The 17,608-nt window shown below is 56.4% G+C and carries 17 protein-coding genes and 1 CRISPR repeat array (1 of these 18 running past the window's edge); all 17 genes read left to right on the top strand.

Features of this window, described 5'->3' with window-relative positions; translation table 11 throughout:
* The first annotated feature begins 45 nt into the window (after positions 1 to 45).
* The 17 genes from D5269_RS04695 to hisE all read left to right on the top strand — a co-directional run bounded on the left by D5269_RS04695 (position 46) and on the right by hisE (position 14,787).
* Complete coding sequence (locus tag D5269_RS04695; RefSeq protein WP_158604857.1) at positions 46 to 189, top strand: hypothetical protein; 144 nt, start codon at positions 46 to 48, stop codon at positions 187 to 189.
* A 117-nt stretch (positions 190 to 306) separates the two neighbouring features.
* Positions 307 to 1,830, top strand: coding sequence for a sugar ABC transporter ATP-binding protein (locus tag D5269_RS04690; protein WP_120483816.1), 1,524 nt, complete (start codon positions 307 to 309; stop codon positions 1,828 to 1,830).
* Positions 1,827 to 2,837: an ABC transporter permease gene (locus D5269_RS04685; protein WP_120483815.1), complete on the top strand. Its 1,011-nt coding sequence runs from the start codon at positions 1,827 to 1,829 to the stop codon at positions 2,835 to 2,837. Before D5269_RS04690 ends, D5269_RS04685 begins: the two co-directional genes overlap by 4 nt.
* Entirely contained in the window at positions 2,834 to 3,877 is a 1,044-nt protein-coding gene (locus D5269_RS04680; protein WP_120483814.1) for an ABC transporter permease, read from the top strand. The genes D5269_RS04685 and D5269_RS04680 overlap by 4 nt, the downstream gene beginning before the upstream one ends.
* Before the next feature lie 72 nt (positions 3,878 to 3,949).
* Positions 3,950 to 5,119 (top strand): substrate-binding domain-containing protein, encoded by a 1,170-nt coding sequence (locus D5269_RS04675; RefSeq protein ID WP_120483813.1) that lies wholly within the window; start codon positions 3,950 to 3,952, stop codon positions 5,117 to 5,119.
* Between the two features lie 160 nt (positions 5,120 to 5,279).
* Positions 5,280 to 6,161: a 3-hydroxy-5-phosphonooxypentane-2,4-dione thiolase gene (lsrF, locus tag D5269_RS04670; protein WP_016314929.1), complete on the top strand. Its 882-nt coding sequence runs from the start codon at positions 5,280 to 5,282 to the stop codon at positions 6,159 to 6,161.
* Positions 6,162 to 6,266: 105 nt separating this feature from the next.
* Positions 6,267 to 7,196, top strand: a complete 930-nt coding sequence (locus tag D5269_RS04665; protein WP_016314930.1) for a hypothetical protein — start codon at positions 6,267 to 6,269, stop codon at positions 7,194 to 7,196.
* A gap of 73 nt (positions 7,197 to 7,269) precedes the next feature.
* Positions 7,270 to 8,463, top strand: coding sequence for an ATP phosphoribosyltransferase regulatory subunit (gene hisZ, locus D5269_RS04660; RefSeq protein ID WP_120483812.1), 1,194 nt, complete (start codon positions 7,270 to 7,272; stop codon positions 8,461 to 8,463).
* Between the two features lie 7 nt (positions 8,464 to 8,470).
* A complete protein-coding gene (hisG, locus tag D5269_RS04655; RefSeq protein WP_347707286.1) occupies positions 8,471 to 9,124 on the top strand; it encodes an ATP phosphoribosyltransferase in 654 nt (217 codons plus the stop codon).
* On the top strand, positions 9,117 to 10,400 hold the full coding sequence (gene hisD, locus D5269_RS04650; protein WP_120483810.1) for a histidinol dehydrogenase: 1,284 nt from the start codon (positions 9,117 to 9,119) through the stop codon (positions 10,398 to 10,400). The genes hisG and hisD overlap by 8 nt, the downstream gene beginning before the upstream one ends.
* Positions 10,401 to 10,402: 2 nt before the next feature.
* Positions 10,403 to 11,461 (top strand): histidinol-phosphate transaminase, encoded by a 1,059-nt coding sequence (locus D5269_RS04645; RefSeq protein ID WP_120483809.1) that lies wholly within the window; start codon positions 10,403 to 10,405, stop codon positions 11,459 to 11,461.
* Between the two features lie 12 nt (positions 11,462 to 11,473).
* Positions 11,474 to 12,052, top strand: coding sequence for an imidazoleglycerol-phosphate dehydratase HisB (hisB, locus tag D5269_RS04640; RefSeq protein ID WP_016314935.1), 579 nt, complete (start codon positions 11,474 to 11,476; stop codon positions 12,050 to 12,052).
* Positions 12,053 to 12,055: 3 nt separating this feature from the next.
* Entirely contained in the window at positions 12,056 to 12,658 is a 603-nt protein-coding gene (hisH, locus tag D5269_RS04635) for an imidazole glycerol phosphate synthase subunit HisH (protein WP_016314936.1), read from the top strand.
* Positions 12,655 to 13,380, top strand: coding sequence for a 1-(5-phosphoribosyl)-5-[(5-phosphoribosylamino)methylideneamino]imidazole-4-carboxamide isomerase (gene hisA / locus D5269_RS04630; protein WP_120483808.1), 726 nt, complete (start codon positions 12,655 to 12,657; stop codon positions 13,378 to 13,380). Before hisH ends, hisA begins: the two co-directional genes overlap by 4 nt.
* Positions 13,374 to 14,132 (top strand): imidazole glycerol phosphate synthase subunit HisF, encoded by a 759-nt coding sequence (gene hisF / locus D5269_RS04625; RefSeq protein ID WP_120483807.1) that lies wholly within the window; start codon positions 13,374 to 13,376, stop codon positions 14,130 to 14,132. Before hisA ends, hisF begins: the two co-directional genes overlap by 7 nt.
* Before the next feature lie 2 nt (positions 14,133 to 14,134).
* The gene (hisI, locus tag D5269_RS04620) at positions 14,135 to 14,464 is read left to right on the top strand and encodes a phosphoribosyl-AMP cyclohydrolase (protein WP_016314939.1); all 330 of its coding nucleotides are present in this window, start codon (positions 14,135 to 14,137) and stop codon (positions 14,462 to 14,464) included.
* The gene (gene hisE / locus D5269_RS04615; RefSeq protein WP_016314940.1) at positions 14,461 to 14,787 is read left to right on the top strand and encodes a phosphoribosyl-ATP diphosphatase; all 327 of its coding nucleotides are present in this window, start codon (positions 14,461 to 14,463) and stop codon (positions 14,785 to 14,787) included. The genes hisI and hisE overlap by 4 nt, the downstream gene beginning before the upstream one ends.
* 198 nt (positions 14,788 to 14,985) lie before the next feature.
* Positions 14,986 to 17,608: a CRISPR direct-repeat array (repeat unit 33 nt; unit sequence ATTTCAATCCACGCGCTCCGCGAGGAGCGCGAC) (it continues 2,274 nt past the right edge of the window).

Genomic DNA, 17,608 nt, shown 5'->3' with positions numbered 1-17,608 from the left:
CTCTAAATGGCAGTATATCATTGTTCTGCAAGGATGTCAATGCATATGACTTTTGGAGATAATTTAGAATATATTCGTGGTAACGCACAAACTGAAAAGCAATCTGCATACAATTTTCACAAAAGAAAAAGAAAAATAGAACATAAAATATCATTATTTAGAAAAATATTTGTGAAAAACAGAAAATAAAAGTTCCTTTTCATCAAAAAGAAGAGTTGACAAAAATCGCAAAAAATATTATGCTATCCTTAAGATAAAAGATATTGGAACTAACTTTTGTGATCTTTTCGAAATGGGGGTATAGGCTTGACAAAGTCAGCTTCACCTGCTGGGGAGAAACTGTTGTCGGTGCGGAACATTTATAAATCGTTCGCCCACAACGCGGTGCTGAGGGGAATCAGCATGGATTTGGGCAGCGGAGAGGTTTTGGCGCTGATCGGCGGCAATGGTGCGGGTAAAAGCACGCTGATGAAGATTATTATGGGAATTTATTCGCACGACAGCGGCGAGATTGTGGTCAACGGCAGGGAGATGACAGTGGGCAAGCCTGCCGAGGCCCTTGCAAACGGTGTGTATATGGTTCCGCAGGAGCCGCTTCTCTTCCCGAATATGACAGTGGAAGAGAACATCCTGATCGGTTTTGACCGTCCCCAGCGGGAACTACATAAAGAGCTGGTTGAAACGATGGAGAGCATCGGCTGGCATCTGGATCTGGGGCGCAGGGCAAACACCCTTTCGATTGCGGAACAGCAGCTTGTTGAGCTGCTTCGCGGTGTGCTGCGTCATGCGCAGGTGCTGATTCTCGACGAGCCGACCAGTGCGCTCACCTTTAAAGAGGTGGAAAGCCTGTTCCGATGCGTGGAAGACCTGAAATCCAAAGGGATCGGTATCATCTATATTACCCACCGTCTGAACGAGGTGTTCGAGATCGCGACTACAGTGGCGATCATGCGTGACGGGATCGTAACCTTGTCCGGCCCGGTGAGCAATTTCACAAAGGACGATCTGGTCAAGGGTCTGCTGCCTCTGGATATGACCGCACAGAAATTGAGCGGGACCAGTTCGGTTGACTATTCCAAGCCTCCAGTGCTCGAGCTGGAGCGGTTCAGCGGCTATGGATTTACCGACATTTCTCTGAAGGTCTATCCCGGTGAGGTTCTGGGGGTTGCCGGCGTAGTCGGCGCGGGCCGTACCGAGATGGCAATGACAATTTTCGGCAAGGATAAGGTGCTGGGCGGCAGGGTTCTGCTCGATGGAAAAGAGATCACCGGTATGAAGACCCGGGATGTCATGAAAGCCGGCTTAAACTATGTTTCGGAGGACCGCCATTCGGACGGGCTGTTCAAGATCAGCTCGGTGGCGGAAAATACCACCAGTGCAATTCTGGGCGAGGCGCGGATGGGGCGTTTTTTCCTCAATCGGAAGGAAGAGCGACGGGTCACCCAGCAGTATGTGGATGATTTCCGCATCAAGGTGACCGGTCAGGATCAGCTCACCGGCAGCCTGTCGGGCGGCAACCAGCAAAAGGTTGTGATCGGGCGGAGCCTTTCGAGCAATCCCAAACTGGTCATTCTGGACGAACCGACCCGCGGCATCGACGCCGCAGCACGCGCGGATGTGTATAACATCATCCAGCAGCTGGGGAAGAAGGGGGTCTCGATCCTCTTGATCTCGTCGGATATGGAGGAGATCATGGAATTGAGCGACCGGGCCGTCACGATCTATCAGGGCCGTTTGAATGGGGAATTTACCGGGGATGAGGTCACGCAGGACAATCTGACCAGTGCGTCCTTCGGTTTGTCCGGCAAGGAAAAGGAGGCGAAAGCATGAATCTGGTCAAAAAGGCGCTCAAGGCGAGGGAAGCAACCAGCCTGCTGTTCCTGGTTGCCCTGTTTGTGATCGTGAGCCTGATCAACCCGTCTTTCGCATCGTCTGAAAACATCGCTGCGGTCTTTAATTCCTCGGTGGTTTACATTTTGATCGCAGTGGGAATGGCGTTTGCCATCATCGTCGGGGAGATCGACGTTTCGGTCGGTTCCTGCCTCGGCTTTGTGGCCACTGTGGTGGGCAGTATGCTCCGCGATGGCCACAACTGGCTGCTTGCTTTCGTGGTGGGTATTCTGATCGGTATTGTGATCGGTTTCGTCAACGGCTGGGGGGTTGCGGTCATGGGGGTCCCTTCCCTGATCTTTACCCTCGGCGTCAACGGCGTGCTGCGCGGCGCTATGTACATCTATTCGGGCGGCGCGTGGGTAGAAAATCTGCCCAAGGCGTTTAAGGATTTCTCGTCAGCGACCCTGCTCGGTAAGCTTACTGTTTACTGCTGCTGTGCGTTTCTTCTGGTCATCGCGATCCACCTGCTCCTGACGAGGACCCGCAAGGGCCGGTATTTTACCGCGGTGGGCGATAATGCAGGCGGTGCGATGCTGGTAGGAATCTCGCCGGTGCGCACCAAGGTGACCGCCTATGTGATCTGTAGTGTGATGGCTGCGATAGCAGGAATCATCTTTTGCAGCAGGATCGGGTTTGTCACCTCGACAAGCGGCAACGGCTACGAGATGAAAGCGGTTGCGGCCTGTGTTCTGGGCGGCATCAGTTTGACTGGCGGTGTCGGCAGTGTGCTGGGCGCGGCGATCGGCGCGGTCATTATGAGTTCGATCAGCTATCTGCTTGTTTTTATGGGCTTTTCTTCCAACTACGACAATGCGATCACCGGTGTTATCCTGATTTCAATTGTTGTATTTGATGCGGTGATCCAGTACCGCGCCTCGGTGCGCAGCCGTCATGAACGGCTGGCCGCGAGAACGGGCAATGCGGAAGGGGGCGCAGTCAGATGAAAAACGGGTTCCCAAAAAGCATCAAATCGGCGATGCACAACTGGAATGCATTTCTGCTGCTCTTTCTGATCCTTGAATTCGTGATCTTCGGCACAGCGAACGCCAAATTCCTGCGGATTCCGCTGTTGCTTTCCAGCGTGAACGATTTTATCGCGATCTGCTTAATCAGCCTGTTCGTCACTTTCGTCATGATCACCGGCGGGATCGATATCCAGGCGGGTGCAATCGTTGGCCTGACCTCGATCACAATCGGTGTCGCCTGGCAGGATTTTGGCCTGAACATCTGGGCTGCTGTAGTAGTGGCGGTCCTGCTGGCAGCGCTTTGCGGCGCACTCTCTGGATTTTTTATTGCCTACTGCCGGGTACAGGCAATGGTGGTCACGCTGGGTGGGAGTTTCCTTTATGCGGGTGTTGCACTGCTGATCTCCACCCTCAGCTCGACCGAGAGCTATCAGGGCATCAGCGGTTTCCCGGACAGCTTTAAGGCGCTCACCAAGTTTAAACTGTTCGGCGTAATCCCGTCCCAGCTTCTGATCTTCGCAGCTATGACGCTGGTTGCGTATCTGTTGCTTCATCGCAGCAAATACGGACGCAAGATATTCCTGGTCGGCGTCAACCAGAATGCGGCAGAATTCTCCGGAATCAATACACGGTTGGTGATCCTGTCCACCTATGTGCTCAGTGCAGTGAGCGCGGCGGTTGCCGGTATTGTGCTGACCTCTTATCTGGGCACTGCCAAGAGCGATCTGGGCAGCACCCTGACTATGAATATCATCACCGCCTGCGTGCTGGGCGGTACCCTCTCGACCGGCGGTAAGGGAAGTGCGGTCGGCACCGCACTGGCAGCGCTGATTATCGGCATCCTGCGGTTTGGATTACCGCTCTGCTTCGGCGTCGGCACTCAATATCTGGACATCCCGATCGGCGTACTGCTGATTGTGGTGGTGGTCGCGCGTGCGATGGTCCAGCAGCCTTGGGCGGTGCGCCTGTTCGGAAACCTGAAACGGAATCTTCAGGGCGCAGGCAAACAGGCAGATTGATCTGGTAATTGGAGAAGCAGGCAACCCCCAAAAATTTTGCTTCTCTGATATATATTTTAGGAGGTAAAAGAAATGAAAAAGACAATTGCAGTTCTTGCAGCAGTGTCTATGGCAATGTCTCTGGCCGCCTGCGGCGGTTCAAGCGCTTCCAGCTCTGCTCCGGCTCCCGCTTCGAGCGCTCCGGCTGCGGCGCCCAGCAGCTCTGCTGCCGCCAGCGCTCCCGAGGCAGAAGCTCCGGCCGGCGGCAATTCCGTCGAGGGAAAAACCGTTGTGTTTATTCCCAAACTGACTGGTAACGCATTCTTCGAGGCTGCGAACGACGGTGCACAGAAGTATGCTGCTGAGTGGGGCATCACTGTTGACTATCAGGGCAGCCCGAATGCGGCGGTCGCCGATCAGGTACAGGTCATCAACACTGCTGTCGCTTCCGGCGCGGATGCGATCTGCATTTCGACTGTTGATGCAGCCGGCGTTGCGGACGCGCTGAAAGCGGCGACCGATGCGGGCGTTGCGGTTGCAACCTGGGACTCGGATGCGCAGCCGTCCGACCGTACCCTGATGGTTTCGCAGGGCACCCCTGAGGTTCTGGGCCGGATGCTGGTCGATATGGCCTGCGCAGGTCTGGAGCAGCGCGGCAAAGACCCCAAGAGCGATGAGATCACCTATTGCTGGCACTATTCGCAGGCGACCGTTACCGACCAGAACAGCTGGCAGGTAGCAGGCGAAGCGATCATCAAGGCCGAGTATCCCAACTGGACCAATGTGGCTCCGGACAACTACTATTCCGAGCAGGATGCAGAAAAAGCAATCACCATTGGTGAGGCAGTCCTGTCTGCACATCCTGAGATCGACGTCATCATCTGCAACGACTCCACCGCGCTCCCCGGCCAGCTCCAGGCGGCTGAGAACAAAGGCTACAACCAGGAGAATATCACCATCACTGGTTTCGCAAGCCCGAACGCGATCAAAGAGTATTGCAGCAACGGCACCCTCTACAACTGGGGCCTGTGGGACTGCGCTGTCCAGGGCGGCATGGGCTGCTATCTGGCGGCATACATGGCGGCTGGCAACACCGTTAAGGTGGGCGACGTCATCAGCATCCCGGGCATCGGCGACTGCGAAGTCCTGGCAAATGACAGCATCGCGGAAGGCGCTTCCACTGCGGATTCCAACAACGGCGTTGTCCTTCTGCCCGAGACCAGCGTTTATACTGCTGAAAACATGAATGACTACAACTTCTAAGTTTTCTTCCTTCCAGGGGGCAGGGGCACCTCTTCGGAGCTGTGCTCCGCCCCTGCGGGCCTGTCGAAACCGGGGCATCCGGCGCGGCCGGCTGGCAGGAGCGGAGCAAAGCCGTTCAACGAATGCATGACAAAATATCCAAAATAAGGAGGATGAATTTATGGCAGATCTGGAGGGCGTAAAGGTTGCCAAGAGCTACCATCTTGATGAGCCGTTTGCGAATCAGAACGGGTTTTATCTGAAAGGCTGCAATAGTCTGGACTGGGGCATGAAACGCCATATGGCGAATATTTTCAACCCGAAGAGCGGAAACACGGTGATGTTTGCGTTTGACCACGGTTATTTCATGGGAAGTACGGCTGGACTCGAGCGTCTGGACCTGCTGCTGCCCAAGCTGGCGCCCTATGTGGATTGCTTTATGGGCACCCGTGGTGCGATCCGCACCTGCGTGCCGCCTGAGCTGACCAATGCGGTTGCACTGCGTGTGACCTCGGGTTCGAGTATGCTTCAGGACGACCTGAGTTTTGAGACGGTGGCGGTGGATATCGAGGATGCAATCCGTATGAATGCCGACTGTATGGCAGTTCAGACATTCATCGGCGCGGACGGGCAGCTCTCGAGCATCGACAACCTGAACCAAGTGGTCAATGCCGGTATGCGTTACAGCATCCCGACACTGGGCGTCTGCGCAGTGGGCAAAAACATGGAACGCACCGACCGGTTCTTCAAGCTGGCGACCCGCATCATCGCGGAGATGGGTGTCCAGATCGTAAAGACCTACGATTGCGAGAATTTCGAAGAGGTCGTGGCAGCCTGCCCGGTGCCGATCGTTGTTGCAGGCGGTAAAAAACTGGCCGAGCCGGAAGCACTCTATCTGGCTTATGACGTGATGCGCAAAGGCGCTCGGGGCGTGGATATGGGACGCAATATCTTCCAGAGCAACCACCCTGTGGAGATGGCGCAGGCGGTCGGCAAGATCGTCCACGAGGGCTATACCGACAAACAGGCGTACGAGTTCTATCAGGACAGCATCAACGGCTAAAAAAGGGAAATAACAGGACGGGCAAGAACGGTGCACAGCGGCTGACAGTCTCTGTGCGCGGCTTGTCCGCCCTCTTTTTCTGTTTATAAAAGGAGAGGATCAAATTTGCTGCTGCAAGTATTGGAAATGGTGCTGCCGGTCCTGGTATTGCTGCTGATTGGCTGCTGGTGCCGGTATAAACAGATCTTCGATCTGCGCGGGCTTGCCGGCCTGAAAGCGGTCATCGGTGAGGTTACCCTGCCAGTTGTCCTGTTCAACGCTTTTTTTACAGCGCGATACAGCATCACTGTCCTGTTGCTGTTTGTGACCGTCTATCTGGGGTTTGGGCTCGCGATGGCTGCCGGCTTCGGGCTGCGCAGGCTGGCAGCGCCCTATGGAAAATTTCTGCCATTCCTGCTGACCGGCGCAGAGGGAGGTATGTTGGGTTATGCGCTCTATGGGCTTTTGACCGGCGAACAGTCCGGGTTTGCAATGGTCGATATGGGGCAGACGGTGTTCGCTTATACCGCCTTTATGGGGATGCTGAAGCTGGTTGACGGTCAGGCGGTTTCCCCGAAGCAGATGGTGCGGAATATGGTCACAAACCGCTGTTTCGTAGGGATGTCACTTGGCATCCTGCTGGGAGCCACCGGGATGAGCGGCCCGATCCTGGCCCATCCGGCAGGAAAGATCGTTTCCGCGCTGCTTCCCGCGATCACCGCCCCAACCAGCGCGCTGGTGCTTTTGGTGGTTGGCTACGAGCTGAACCTGAAAAAGGAATTGCTCAAACCGGTGGCGATTACCGTCCTGCTCCGTTTGGCCCTGATGGGTGTCCTGCTGGCAGCAATGAGCCTGTTGATTTTCCATATCGTTCCGTTTGACCGGAGCCTGCAAATTGCTCTGATGGTGATGTATGCGCTTCCGGCCCCGTTTATCATCCCACTGTTCGCGGATGTGGGGGAGGACGGCGAGTACCTTTCGACCGCTCTTTCGCTGCATACCCTCTGCACCATGCTGCTGTTCGCTGCGATTGCAGCCTATGCAGTGGCCGGGTGAAAAGCGGTTGACAAATGATCTTTCGTATGCTAATATATTAGCGAACTAAAGCAAGAGGATGGGAGAACGATTTATGAAGCGTTACGATAAGGTCACCCCGGACGGGACCCGTGATCTGCTGTTTGATGAGTGTGTTTCTCGTGCGCAGGTGGCCGGGCGTCTCACCTCGATGTTCCGTTCGCGCGGTTACCGGGAGGTCATCACCCCGTCGATGGAATTTTACGACCTGTTCTGCTCGGCAGCGGCGCACTTCCCGCAAGAGACGATGTATAAAATGACCGACAGCCGCGGCCGGTTGATGGTGATGCGCCCTGACTGCACCATCCCGATTGCCCGCCTGACTGCTGCCCGGCTCACTGGGATGCCGATGCCGGTACGGCTCTATTACAGTGGAAATGTCTACCGGGTATCCTACGACATGCGCGGCAAGCCGAGCGAGCTGTTCCAGACAGGCGTGGAGTTGATCGGCAGCAGCTCCCTGCGCAGTGATCTGGAGATGGTCGAACTGGCAGCAGCGGGGCTCTCGGACATCGGCGGGGAACGGTTCCGGATCGAGCTTTGCCATATCGGATATTTCAAGGCACTGATTGGGAATCTGGAAGCCAGCCCAGAGGAGAAAGAGGCGATCCGTCAGTGTATCGAACAGAAAAACTATGCCGCTCTTGGAGACCTGCTCGAACCGTTCGGGAAAAATCCTGCCGCAGCGGCGCTCAAATATCTGCCGCGCCTGTTCGGAGGGGAAGAGGTGTTCGAAAAAGCGTACAGCCTGTTCAGTGACGGCGGCGCGACCGAAAGCCTCGACAGCCTGAAGACGGTCTATGAGCACCTGCAAAGCCTCGACCTCGGGGACCGGGTGCTGATCGACCTCGGGTTGGTGAACCAGGCGGAATACTACACCGGCCTGATCTTCCGCGGCTATTTTGACGGGGTTGGGGAGCCGGTGCTCTCGGGCGGGCGGTACGACAACCTCATCAGCGATTTCGGTGCGCCGCTCCCGGCGACCGGCTTCGCTTTTAATGTCGATGCCGCAGCTTCGGTTTCGGCGCCGCCCGAATCGGATCTGCCGGACGTGCTTGTCTTTTCGGACAGCCGGCATCTGGCACAGGCGATCAGCCACATCCGGTCGCTGACCCGGGATGGGCTGACAGTGGAGAACAGCGTATTCGACCAGCTTGATGCAGCGGCTGACTATGCGCGCAAACGCGGGATCCGCCGGCTCCATCTGGTGGATGACCGGATTCAGGAGCTTGACCCGGAAACTTTGTGAGGAGGGTATGCAGATGAAACCAATTCGAATCGCCCTCACGAAGGGCAGGCTGGAGGAAAAGAGCGTCGCGTTGTTTGAGCAGCTCGGCTACGACTGCACAGCGGTGCGGGAAAAGGGGCGCAGGCTGATTCTGCCGGTCGCGGGCACCAATCTGGAAATTGTGCTTGCAAAGGCTGCGGATGTGGTCACCTACGTCGAAAACGGTGTTTGCGATATCGGGGTGGTCGGCAAGGACACGATCATGGAGATGGGCGGCACCTTTTATGAGGTGGCGGATCTCGGCTTTGGGCGCTGCCGGTTCGCGCTCGCGGTGCCGCGTGGGGTGGACTTTTACGAGGGGTACCACACCCGCTGTATCGCATCGAAGTATGTGAACGTCGCGCGAGCCTTTTTTGAGAAGAAAAATATGGATGTCAACATTGTCAAGATCGAAGGATCGGTCGAACTTGCACCGATTCTGGGGCTTTCGGATGCGATCGTTGATATCGTGGAAACCGGCGCGACCCTGAAGGAGAACGGGCTGGTGGTCGCCGAAACCATTATGGAGGTCAGCGCCCGCCTGATCGTCAATATCGCCAGCCTGAAGCTGCGCAAACAGGAGATTGAACCGTTTATCACCCAGATAGAACGCTATCTGGCAGGAGGGAAACAGGATGCTTAAAATAACCAGAGCCGATGGGACGGCGGAAAAACAGGTGTTGGAGACGATGCGCAGCCGCAGCATGGAGGTAGACCGGAAGGTAACCGCCAGCGTTGCGCAGATCGTCGAGGAGGTGCGCACAGGAGGGGACCGGGCGCTGCGGGACTGTACCCTCCGATTTGACGGACAGTGTCCCGACTGCTTCGAGGTGGAGCGGGAGCAGATCATTGGCTCATTGGCGTCGGCAGACCCGGATTTTGTCTCCTCGCTGCTCAAGGCGATGGAGAACATCTCCACCTTCCACCGCCACCAGGTTCAGCAGAGTTTTGTAGATACCCAGACAAGCGGCGTGATCATGGGACAGCGAGTCCGGGGGCTCGAACGGGTCGGTCTGTATGTGCCGGGCGGTACAGCGTCCTACCCTTCTTCGGTGCTGATGAACTGCATCCCGGCGAAGATTGCGGGGGTCGGGGAGGTTGTCATGGTGACCCCGCCGCGCAAAGACGGCACCGCCAACCCGGATATCCTGACCGCAGCGGCGGTTGCGGGGGTTGACCGGGTATTCCTGCTCGGCGGTGCACAGGCGGTCGCTGCGCTCGCCTATGGCACCGAGACGGTCCCCAGGGTGGACAAGATCGTCGGGCCGGGGAATATCTATGTCGCGACCGCCAAAAAACTGCTCTATGGGACGGTTGATATCGACATGGTTGCAGGGCCCAGTGAAATCCTGATTGCGGCGGATGAGACCGCCAATCCGGTCTGGCTCGCGGCGGATATGATGAGCCAGGCGGAACACGACGAGCTGGCCTCGTCGATTCTGCTGACCACCAGCGAACGGATTGCGCAGGAGACGCTGGACGAGTTGGAACGCCAGCTTCCGGGGCTTTCCCGCGCGCAGGTGATCCGGCGGTCGCTGGAAACTTATGGAGCAATCATCCTCTGCCGGAATGAGCAGGAGATGATCGATCTTGCGAACCAGATTGCGCCCGAGCATATGGAGGTCGCAACCGCGAACCCGCTCGAGTACATCGGCCGGATTGATAATGTAGGCAGTCTGTTCCTCGGGCAGTACGCGCCCGAGCCGCTGGGAGACTACTACGCAGGCCCCAACCATGTCCTGCCTACCTCCGGAACCGCGCGGTTTTTCTCCCCGCTCGGTGTGGACAGCTTCCTGAAAAAGTCCAGTTTCCTTTACTATACCAAGGAAGCACTGGCACAGGCGCGGGATGACATCGTGCGGATTGCCGAGCGGGAACAGCTCACAGCCCACGCAAATTCGATTCAGGTGAGGTTTTAGAGATGGCTTATCAACTGCCGGAAAAATTGCAGAATCTTGTGCCCTATTCGCCGCTGGAGGGCGATTATCCGATCCGTTTGGACGCGAACGAGAGCTTCCTTTCACCGCCGCCCGAACTGCTCCAGCAGATTGGCGATGCGGTGGCGCGGATTCCGTTCAACCGGTATCCCGATCCCCATTGCGTCGCGCTCTGTGAAAAGTTTGCATCCTTTTTCGGGGTCCGTCCATCCAACGTGGTAGCCGGGAACGGCTCAGACGAATTGATCGGATTGATTGTCTCTTCGTTTGCCGGGGCGGGGGATCGGATGGCGGTCGTTAAGCCGGATTTTTCGATGTATGCATTTTATGCACAGGCAGCGGGTGTGTCGGTTGAGGTGTTCGAGAAGCCCGCAGAGACCCTCGCGCTCGATGCAGATGCGCTGGTCGCCTTTGCCAGAGAGCGGGATGTGCGGCTGGTCATCCTCTCGAATCCCTGCAATCCGACCTCGCTTTCAGCGTCGCGGGAATCGGTTCTCCGGATTGTGGAGGGCCTGCCCGACCGGTTGGTCGTGATCGACGAAGCATATATGGATTTTTCAACCGGTTCGATTCTGGATGTTGTTGACAGGTACGATAATCTGATCGTCCTGAAAACCTGTTCCAAGGCGTTTGGGATGGCGGCGATCCGGCTGGGCTTTGCGGTTTCCCACCCCACGCTTGCAATCGCGCTCAAGGCGGCAAAACCGCCCTATAATGTCAACAGTATGACCCAGGCAATCGGCTGCCTGCTGTTCGATAACCCCGACTACCTGCGCGCCTGTACCCGTCAAATCGTGGAGTCCCGCGACCGCCTCTATCGGGAGATGAAACGGCTCGCAGAGGAAAAGAGCGGCCTGCTGGAAGTGGTCGAGAGCTGCGCAAACTTTGTGTTTGCCCGGTTTGCCGACCCGCGGAGGGTGTTCGAGCAGGCGGGCAAACGGGGGATCGCACTGCGCTATATGCCACCCTATCTGCGGATTTCCGCAGGCAGTGAGGCGGAAACAGACACCCTGCTGGAAGCACTCCGGCAGATTTTGACTTGAGGAGGGGTAGCGATGAGAAAGGCGGAAATTCGCCGGGCGACCGGGGAAACCGACATTTCCCTGTCCCTGGTTCTGGATGGGAGTGGGCAGTTTTCCGGTGGATCGGGGATCGGATTTTTTGACCATATGCTTCATGCATTCGCCGTTCACAGCGGGGCGGACCTGTCGCTCGAGATGAAGGGCGACCTGGAAGTTGACTGTCATCATACAGTCGAGGACGTCGGGATCGTTCTGGGACAGGCACTCGCGGCCTGCTTAGGCGACCGAAGCGGGATTGCACGATACGGGAGTTTTTACCTTCCAATGGATGAATCGCTTGCGTTTTGTGCACTGGATGTGAGCGGGCGTCCATATCTGGTATTCGACTGTCCGTTTGCGAACCCGTCGGTCGGCGGGTTCGACTGCTGCATGACCGGGGAATTTTTCCGCGCAGTGGCGGTCCATGCGGGCCTGACCCTGCATCTGCGGGTGCTTTATGGGGAAAACGACCATCACAAGATCGAGGCGGTCTTTAAAGCATTTGCTCATGCGCTCAAGGGTGCATCAGCCCGCACAGAGGGCGGCATACTCTCTTCGAAAGGTGTTTTATAACAGATGATCGCGATTATTGATTACGGCGCCGGCAACCTGTTCAGCGTGTGCAATGCATTGGACGCGCTGGAGGCCGCGCATACCGTCACCAGTGACCCGGACCTGCTGCGGCAGGCGGATGGGTTGATCCTGCCCGGGGTGGGCGCGTTTCCGGACGCAATGCGGCGTCTGACAGAGACAGGTCTGGTCCCGGTGATTCGGGAGCTGGCCGGGCAGAAACCGTTTCTGGGCATCTGTCTCGGGATGCAGCTGCTGTTCGAGAAGGGCTATGAGTTTGAAGAGGTGCAGGGGCTGGGTCTGCTGCCGGGGATCGTGCGCCCGATTCATGCGCCCGGATGCAAAATCCCGCATATGGGCTGGAATGACCTCTCGATCCTGCATCCCTGTCCGCTGACAGAAGGGCTGCATGAAGGCAGCTATGTCTACTTTGTACATTCCTACTGCGCCGAAACGGACGAGAAATACATCTCCTGTTCCACCCTGTATGGGGAGCGGATTCCCGCCCTGGTGTGCAAAGGGAACATTTACGGCGCGCAGTTCCATCCGGAAAAGAGCGGGGAAGAGGGGCTTGCGATCCTTTCCCAGTTTGTGAGGTTATGCGAATGATTATTTTACCTGCGATTGATATTCAAAATGGCGAATGTGTGCGGCTATATCAGGGGGATTTTTCCACCGCGCACAAGGTTGCGGACAGCCCGCAGGAAACTGCGGCGCAGTTCCGGAAAGCGGGCGCTGCGTGGGTCCATATGGTCGATCTGGACGGTGCCAAAGAGGCCCGCGCAAAAAATACCGCCCTTTTTTTGGAGATTGCAAAACATTCCGGCCTAAAGGTCGAGCTGGGCGGCGGCATCCGGACGCTGGAAACGGTGGAAACCTATCTGGAAAGCGGTATCTCACGTGTGATCCTTGGGTCGGCGGCGGTAAAAAACCCGGAGCTGGTGGAGCAGGCGGTCAAACGGTTCGGGGAACGGATTGCGGTCGGGATCGACGCCAAAAACGGAATGGTCGCGACCGAGGGCTGGTTGGACACCAGCGAAGTCCACTATCTGGAACTGGCCAAGCGGATGGAGGGAATCGGCGTCCGGTACCTGATTTATACCGATATCTCCCGGGACGGTGCGCTCTCAGGGGTTAATCTCGAGCAGCTAGGCGCCCTCAACCGGGCGGTTTCCTGCGAAATCATCGCCAGCGGCGGCGTAAGCGGTCTTGCGGATGTGGAAGCCTGCAAGTCGCTCGGGCTTTATGGCGTTATCTGCGGCAAGGCAGTTTATACCGGGGCGCTGCCGCTCGAATCTGCGATAGAAATGGCAGGTGACCAGAGGTGCTAGCAAAACGAATCATCCCCTGTCTGGATGTACGGGACGGAAAGGTGGTCAAGGGGGTCAATTTTGTTGGGATTCGGGAGGTCGGCGACCCGGTCGAATGCGCCATTGCGTATGACCGGCAGGGCGCAGATGAGATCACCTTCCTTGACATTACTGCGACCCATGAGGGACGCGGGACGATGCTTGACGTGGTGCGCGAAACCGCCCGGCATGTCTTTATCCCGCTGACGGTCGGCGGCGGCATCCGCTCGGTTGAGGATTTTCAGGAGATTCTGCGGGCAGGCGCGGACAAGGTTTCGGTCAACTCTGCGGCGGTGCGCAATCCGCAGCTGATCCACGAAGCCGCAGAACGGTTTGGAAACCAGTGCGTCGTGGCGGCGATCGACGCGCGCCGGCGGGAGGATGGCGGGTTTGCCGTGGTCATCAATGGCGGACGGGTCGACACAGGGCTGGATGCGGTTGTATGGGCGGAGGAGTGTGAACGTCTGGGCGCGGGGGAAATCCTGCTGACTTCGATGGATACCGATGGCTGCCGAAGCGGTTTTGACATCGAACTGCTCAACGCAGTGACAGCGAAGGTCGGCATACCGGTGATCGCGTCGGGTGGCTGTGGAAAGCTGGAACATTTTTCGGAAGTATTTGAGCGCAGCGGTGCAGATGCCGCACTTGCGGCCTCGCTCTTCCATTTTGGAGAGCTGACGGTTGGGCAGGTCAAGGAACACCTGCACGCCTGCGGGATTCCGGTGAGGAGATAGAGATGGAACTGGACTGTTATTTTCAAAAAGGGGAGCTGATCCCTGCGATTGTACAAGAAGCAGGGACGGGGGAAGTGTTGATGCTCGCCTATATGAACCGGGAAAGCCTGCAAAAGACATTTGAAACTGGGTATACTTGGTTTTACAGCCGGTCGCGGCAGGAGCTTTGGAATAAAGGCGCGACTTCAGGGCACCGGCAAAAAGTGGTAGATCTGCGGGCGGACTGTGATGATGACACCCTGCTGGTGACGGTACTCCAGACAGGCAATGCCTGCCATACCGGTGCGCACAGCTGTTTTTATAAAAAAATTTGGGAGGAAGCAGACGAATGACAGATACGCTGAACGGGCTGTACGAGGTGATTCAGGAGCGTCGCACACATCCGCAGGAGGGATCGTATACCTGCTACCTGTTTGAAAAGGGCACTGACAAGATCCTGAAAAAATGCGGTGAGGAGTGCAGCGAGGTCATTATTGCCGCGAAAAATGGGCAGAACGAGCAGACTGCCGAAGAAATCTGTGACCTGCTCTATCATCTGCTGGTGCTGATGGTGAATCAGAATCTCTCACTCGAGCAGGTGGAACAGATTCTGGAGGCACGCAGGCAGAAGATCGGCAATCTCAAGCAATTTCACCAAAGTGATCATAATACCTGACCCAGCCATATGTGTGACATATGACTTAATCATAGTGTTTCTGGAGGGCTTTTTTGTTATAAAAAGCCCTCCTTCTCTGTGGATAAAAAATAGTAGAAAGTGTAAAATGAGTTATGAAAGAGGCTTTTAGGAGAAAGTCCCTCTTTCGCAATTTTTTATTTTCCGTATAAAAGGGGCCCTGTTGTAACACCCGAAGGGATTTCAATCCACGCGCTCCGCGAGGAGCGCGACGAAATCACATTCCCAACCACAAAACAAGACGCTGATTTCAATCCACGCGCTCCGCGAGGAGCGCGACGATTTGCACCAGACTGTATCCATTGGGATATGGAATTTCAATCCACGCGCTCCGCGAGGAGCGCGACAGGCAAATTTCCGATGTGGCGTTATCTTATGGATTTTATTTCAATCCACGCGCTCCGCGAGGAGCGCGACGTATGGTTATGAATTGTGTTGAACGCTATAAAGCGATTTCAATCCACGCGCTCCGCGAGGAGCGCGACCGGTCATTTTCGGCATCAACCGTCCAAGCGAATGGCAATTTCAATCCACGCGCTCCGCGAGGAGCGCGACGGAGGTTGAGCCGGAGCCGCCGACAAGCTCCAGTATTTCAATCCACGCGCTCCGCGAGGAGCGCGACGGTCATCGCGAGCAATTTTTTCCGCGCTTGGCGAATTTCAATCCACGCGCTCCGCGAGGAGCGCGACGCTTTCCATTCCAACGCACTACATTCTTTAACATGATATTTCAATCCACGCGCTCCGCGAGGAGCGCGACACCGCGAACCCCGTTATCCAGCTGAGCAAAATTATTTCAATCCACGCGCTCCGCGAGGAGCGCGACCTGACAGAGGCGCACCCAGTCTTGTCGATCACGGAGTATTTCAATCCACGCGCTCCGCGAGGAGCGCGACTGGCTACAAAGGTTACTGTCACGATTACAAGCCCAATTTCAATCCACGCGCTCCGCGAGGAGCGCGACCGCTGACCGTAATATTTTCCACCCTGTCATAGTAGGGATTTCAATCCACGCGCTCCGCGAGGAGCGCGACAACAGGGGTTCCGCTACCGGCAACGGCTTATCTATATTTCAATCCACGCGCTCCGCGAGGAGCGCGACCAAGGTTAAAGGGGATACTGCTAAAGCAGTAGCTATTTCAATCCACGCGCTCCGCGAGGAGCGCGACAAGGCGGGGCGTTATCGCCCCGGAAAATCGGTATATTTCAATCCACGCGCTCCGCGAGGAGCGCGACTCCACAAAATCACCCTGGAAACGACAGAATAATATTTCAATCCACGCGCTCCGCGAGGAGCGCGACCAGTTCAATATTCACATGTATGTTTTCATTGGCATATTTCAATCCACGCGCTCCGCGAGGAGCGCGACGCCAGCGGTTCCAGCTGTAAAAGTTACAGATTGAATTTCAATCCACGCGCTCCGCGAGGAGCGCGACTGTCGATTGTATCCTTCGACCGTGCTGCAAGGCTATTTCAATCCACGCGCTCCGCGAGGAGCGCGACGCGCCAGCGGTTCCAGCTGTAAAAGTTACAGATTGAATTTCAATCCACGCGCTCCGCGAGGAGCGCGACATAAGCTGCGCAGATGATATACTGTCGATTGTGGAATTTCAATCCACGCGCTCCGCGAGGAGCGCGACGATGTCGCTGTATGACGTATAATCCCAGAGAAACATTTCAATCCACGCGCTCCGCGAGGAGCGCGACCACCTTACAGGAGCTGTTTGACCTCTGGAAAGAATTTCAATCCACGCGCTCCGCGAGGAGCGCGACTCCGCTTTTGCCGGTTTGTAGCCTCTTCCATAAGCAATTTCAATCCACGCGCTCCGCGAGGAGCGCGACTACCATCGCTTTTGGTGCCAACATATTCATCGAATATTTCAATCCACGCGCTCCGCGAGGAGCGCGACGTGCAATACCCAAAGGGTATTTATGTACCAGCACATAATTTCAATCCACGCGCTCCGCGAGGAGCGCGACCACACTTGGACAACCCCAATAAAGCCCAATACGATATTTCAATCCACGCGCTCCGCGAGGAGCGCGACCTGCTGCCCATACTTCACCAGGTACGCTTCCCGAAGATTTCAATCCACGCGCTCCGCGAGGAGCGCGACGGCCACCGCCCTGCTTGCAGGTGTCCCTGTAAAATTTCAATCCACGCGCTCCGCGAGGAGCGCGACCACAAGACCTGCATGGTATCCAGATTACCCAAAAATTTCAATCCACGCGCTCCGCGAGGAGCGCGACAAACCGCGTTACCGATATGCCGCCGAACCCAGCGATTTCAATCCACGCGCTCCGCGAGGAGCGCGACGAGGCTTGGTTGACGTCCAGAAGCAGTATGGCTAAATTTCAATCCACGCGCTCCGCGAGGAGCGCGACTCAAGGCCAGCGGTAGCATCCGGAGTGCTACTAATTTCAATCCACGCGCTCCGCGAGGAGCGCGACCCAGCAGATTCCAAAAAATTTTGAGCATGTTCCGATTTCAATCCACGCGCTCCGCGAGGAGCGCGACTTCGGGGACTGTAATAATATAAATCCCATCATCCATAATTTCAATCCACGCGCTCCGCGAGGAGCGCGACCATTAACGGTTTCGATGGCGCTTCGCTCTTTGGTATTTCAATCCACGCGCTCCGCGAGGAGCGCGACTTGGCGTGTTGCATATATTTAAGAGTAGGGTAATATTTCAATCCACGCGCTCCGCGAGGAGCGCGACCTGTTGGCTGATCTGGGAGAGCAGCGCTTCCGGATTTCAATCCACGCGCTCCGCGAGGAGCGCGACCCGGTGCTGTGGCGG

Origin of the sequence: Anaerotruncus sp. 1XD42-93, assembly GCF_009917605.1 — a bacterium.
Taxonomy (GTDB): domain Bacteria; phylum Bacillota; class Clostridia; order Oscillospirales; family Ruminococcaceae; genus Anaerotruncus.
Note: the sequence above shows the minus strand (reverse complement) of the source record. Positions and strands in the feature narration are given on the sequence as shown.

Excerpts from the sequence above, each read along its gene's own strand:
- hisG (WP_347707286.1), top strand. The coding sequence starts at position 8,471 with ATGCAGATGAAACCAATTCGAATCGCCCTCACGAAGGGCAGGCTGGAG.
- hisH (WP_016314936.1), top strand. The coding sequence starts at position 12,056 with ATGATCGCGATTATTGATTACGGCGCCGGCAACCTGTTCAGCGTGTGC.
- D5269_RS04695 (WP_158604857.1), top strand. The coding sequence starts at position 46 with ATGACTTTTGGAGATAATTTAGAATATATTCGTGGTAACGCACAAACT.
- D5269_RS04645 (WP_120483809.1), top strand. The coding sequence starts at position 10,403 with ATGGCTTATCAACTGCCGGAAAAATTGCAGAATCTTGTGCCCTATTCG.
- hisD (WP_120483810.1), top strand. The coding sequence starts at position 9,117 with ATGCTTAAAATAACCAGAGCCGATGGGACGGCGGAAAAACAGGTGTTG.
- D5269_RS04685 (WP_120483815.1), top strand. The coding sequence starts at position 1,827 with ATGAATCTGGTCAAAAAGGCGCTCAAGGCGAGGGAAGCAACCAGCCTG.
- hisE (WP_016314940.1), top strand. The coding sequence starts at position 14,461 with ATGACAGATACGCTGAACGGGCTGTACGAGGTGATTCAGGAGCGTCGC.
- D5269_RS04680 (WP_120483814.1), top strand. The coding sequence starts at position 2,834 with ATGAAAAACGGGTTCCCAAAAAGCATCAAATCGGCGATGCACAACTGG.
- lsrF (WP_016314929.1), top strand. The coding sequence starts at position 5,280 with ATGGCAGATCTGGAGGGCGTAAAGGTTGCCAAGAGCTACCATCTTGAT.
- hisZ (WP_120483812.1), top strand. The coding sequence starts at position 7,270 with ATGAAGCGTTACGATAAGGTCACCCCGGACGGGACCCGTGATCTGCTG.
- hisA (WP_120483808.1), top strand. The coding sequence starts at position 12,655 with ATGATTATTTTACCTGCGATTGATATTCAAAATGGCGAATGTGTGCGG.
- hisI (WP_016314939.1), top strand. The coding sequence starts at position 14,135 with ATGGAACTGGACTGTTATTTTCAAAAAGGGGAGCTGATCCCTGCGATT.
- hisB (WP_016314935.1), top strand. The coding sequence starts at position 11,474 with ATGAGAAAGGCGGAAATTCGCCGGGCGACCGGGGAAACCGACATTTCC.
- D5269_RS04675 (WP_120483813.1), top strand. The coding sequence starts at position 3,950 with ATGAAAAAGACAATTGCAGTTCTTGCAGCAGTGTCTATGGCAATGTCT.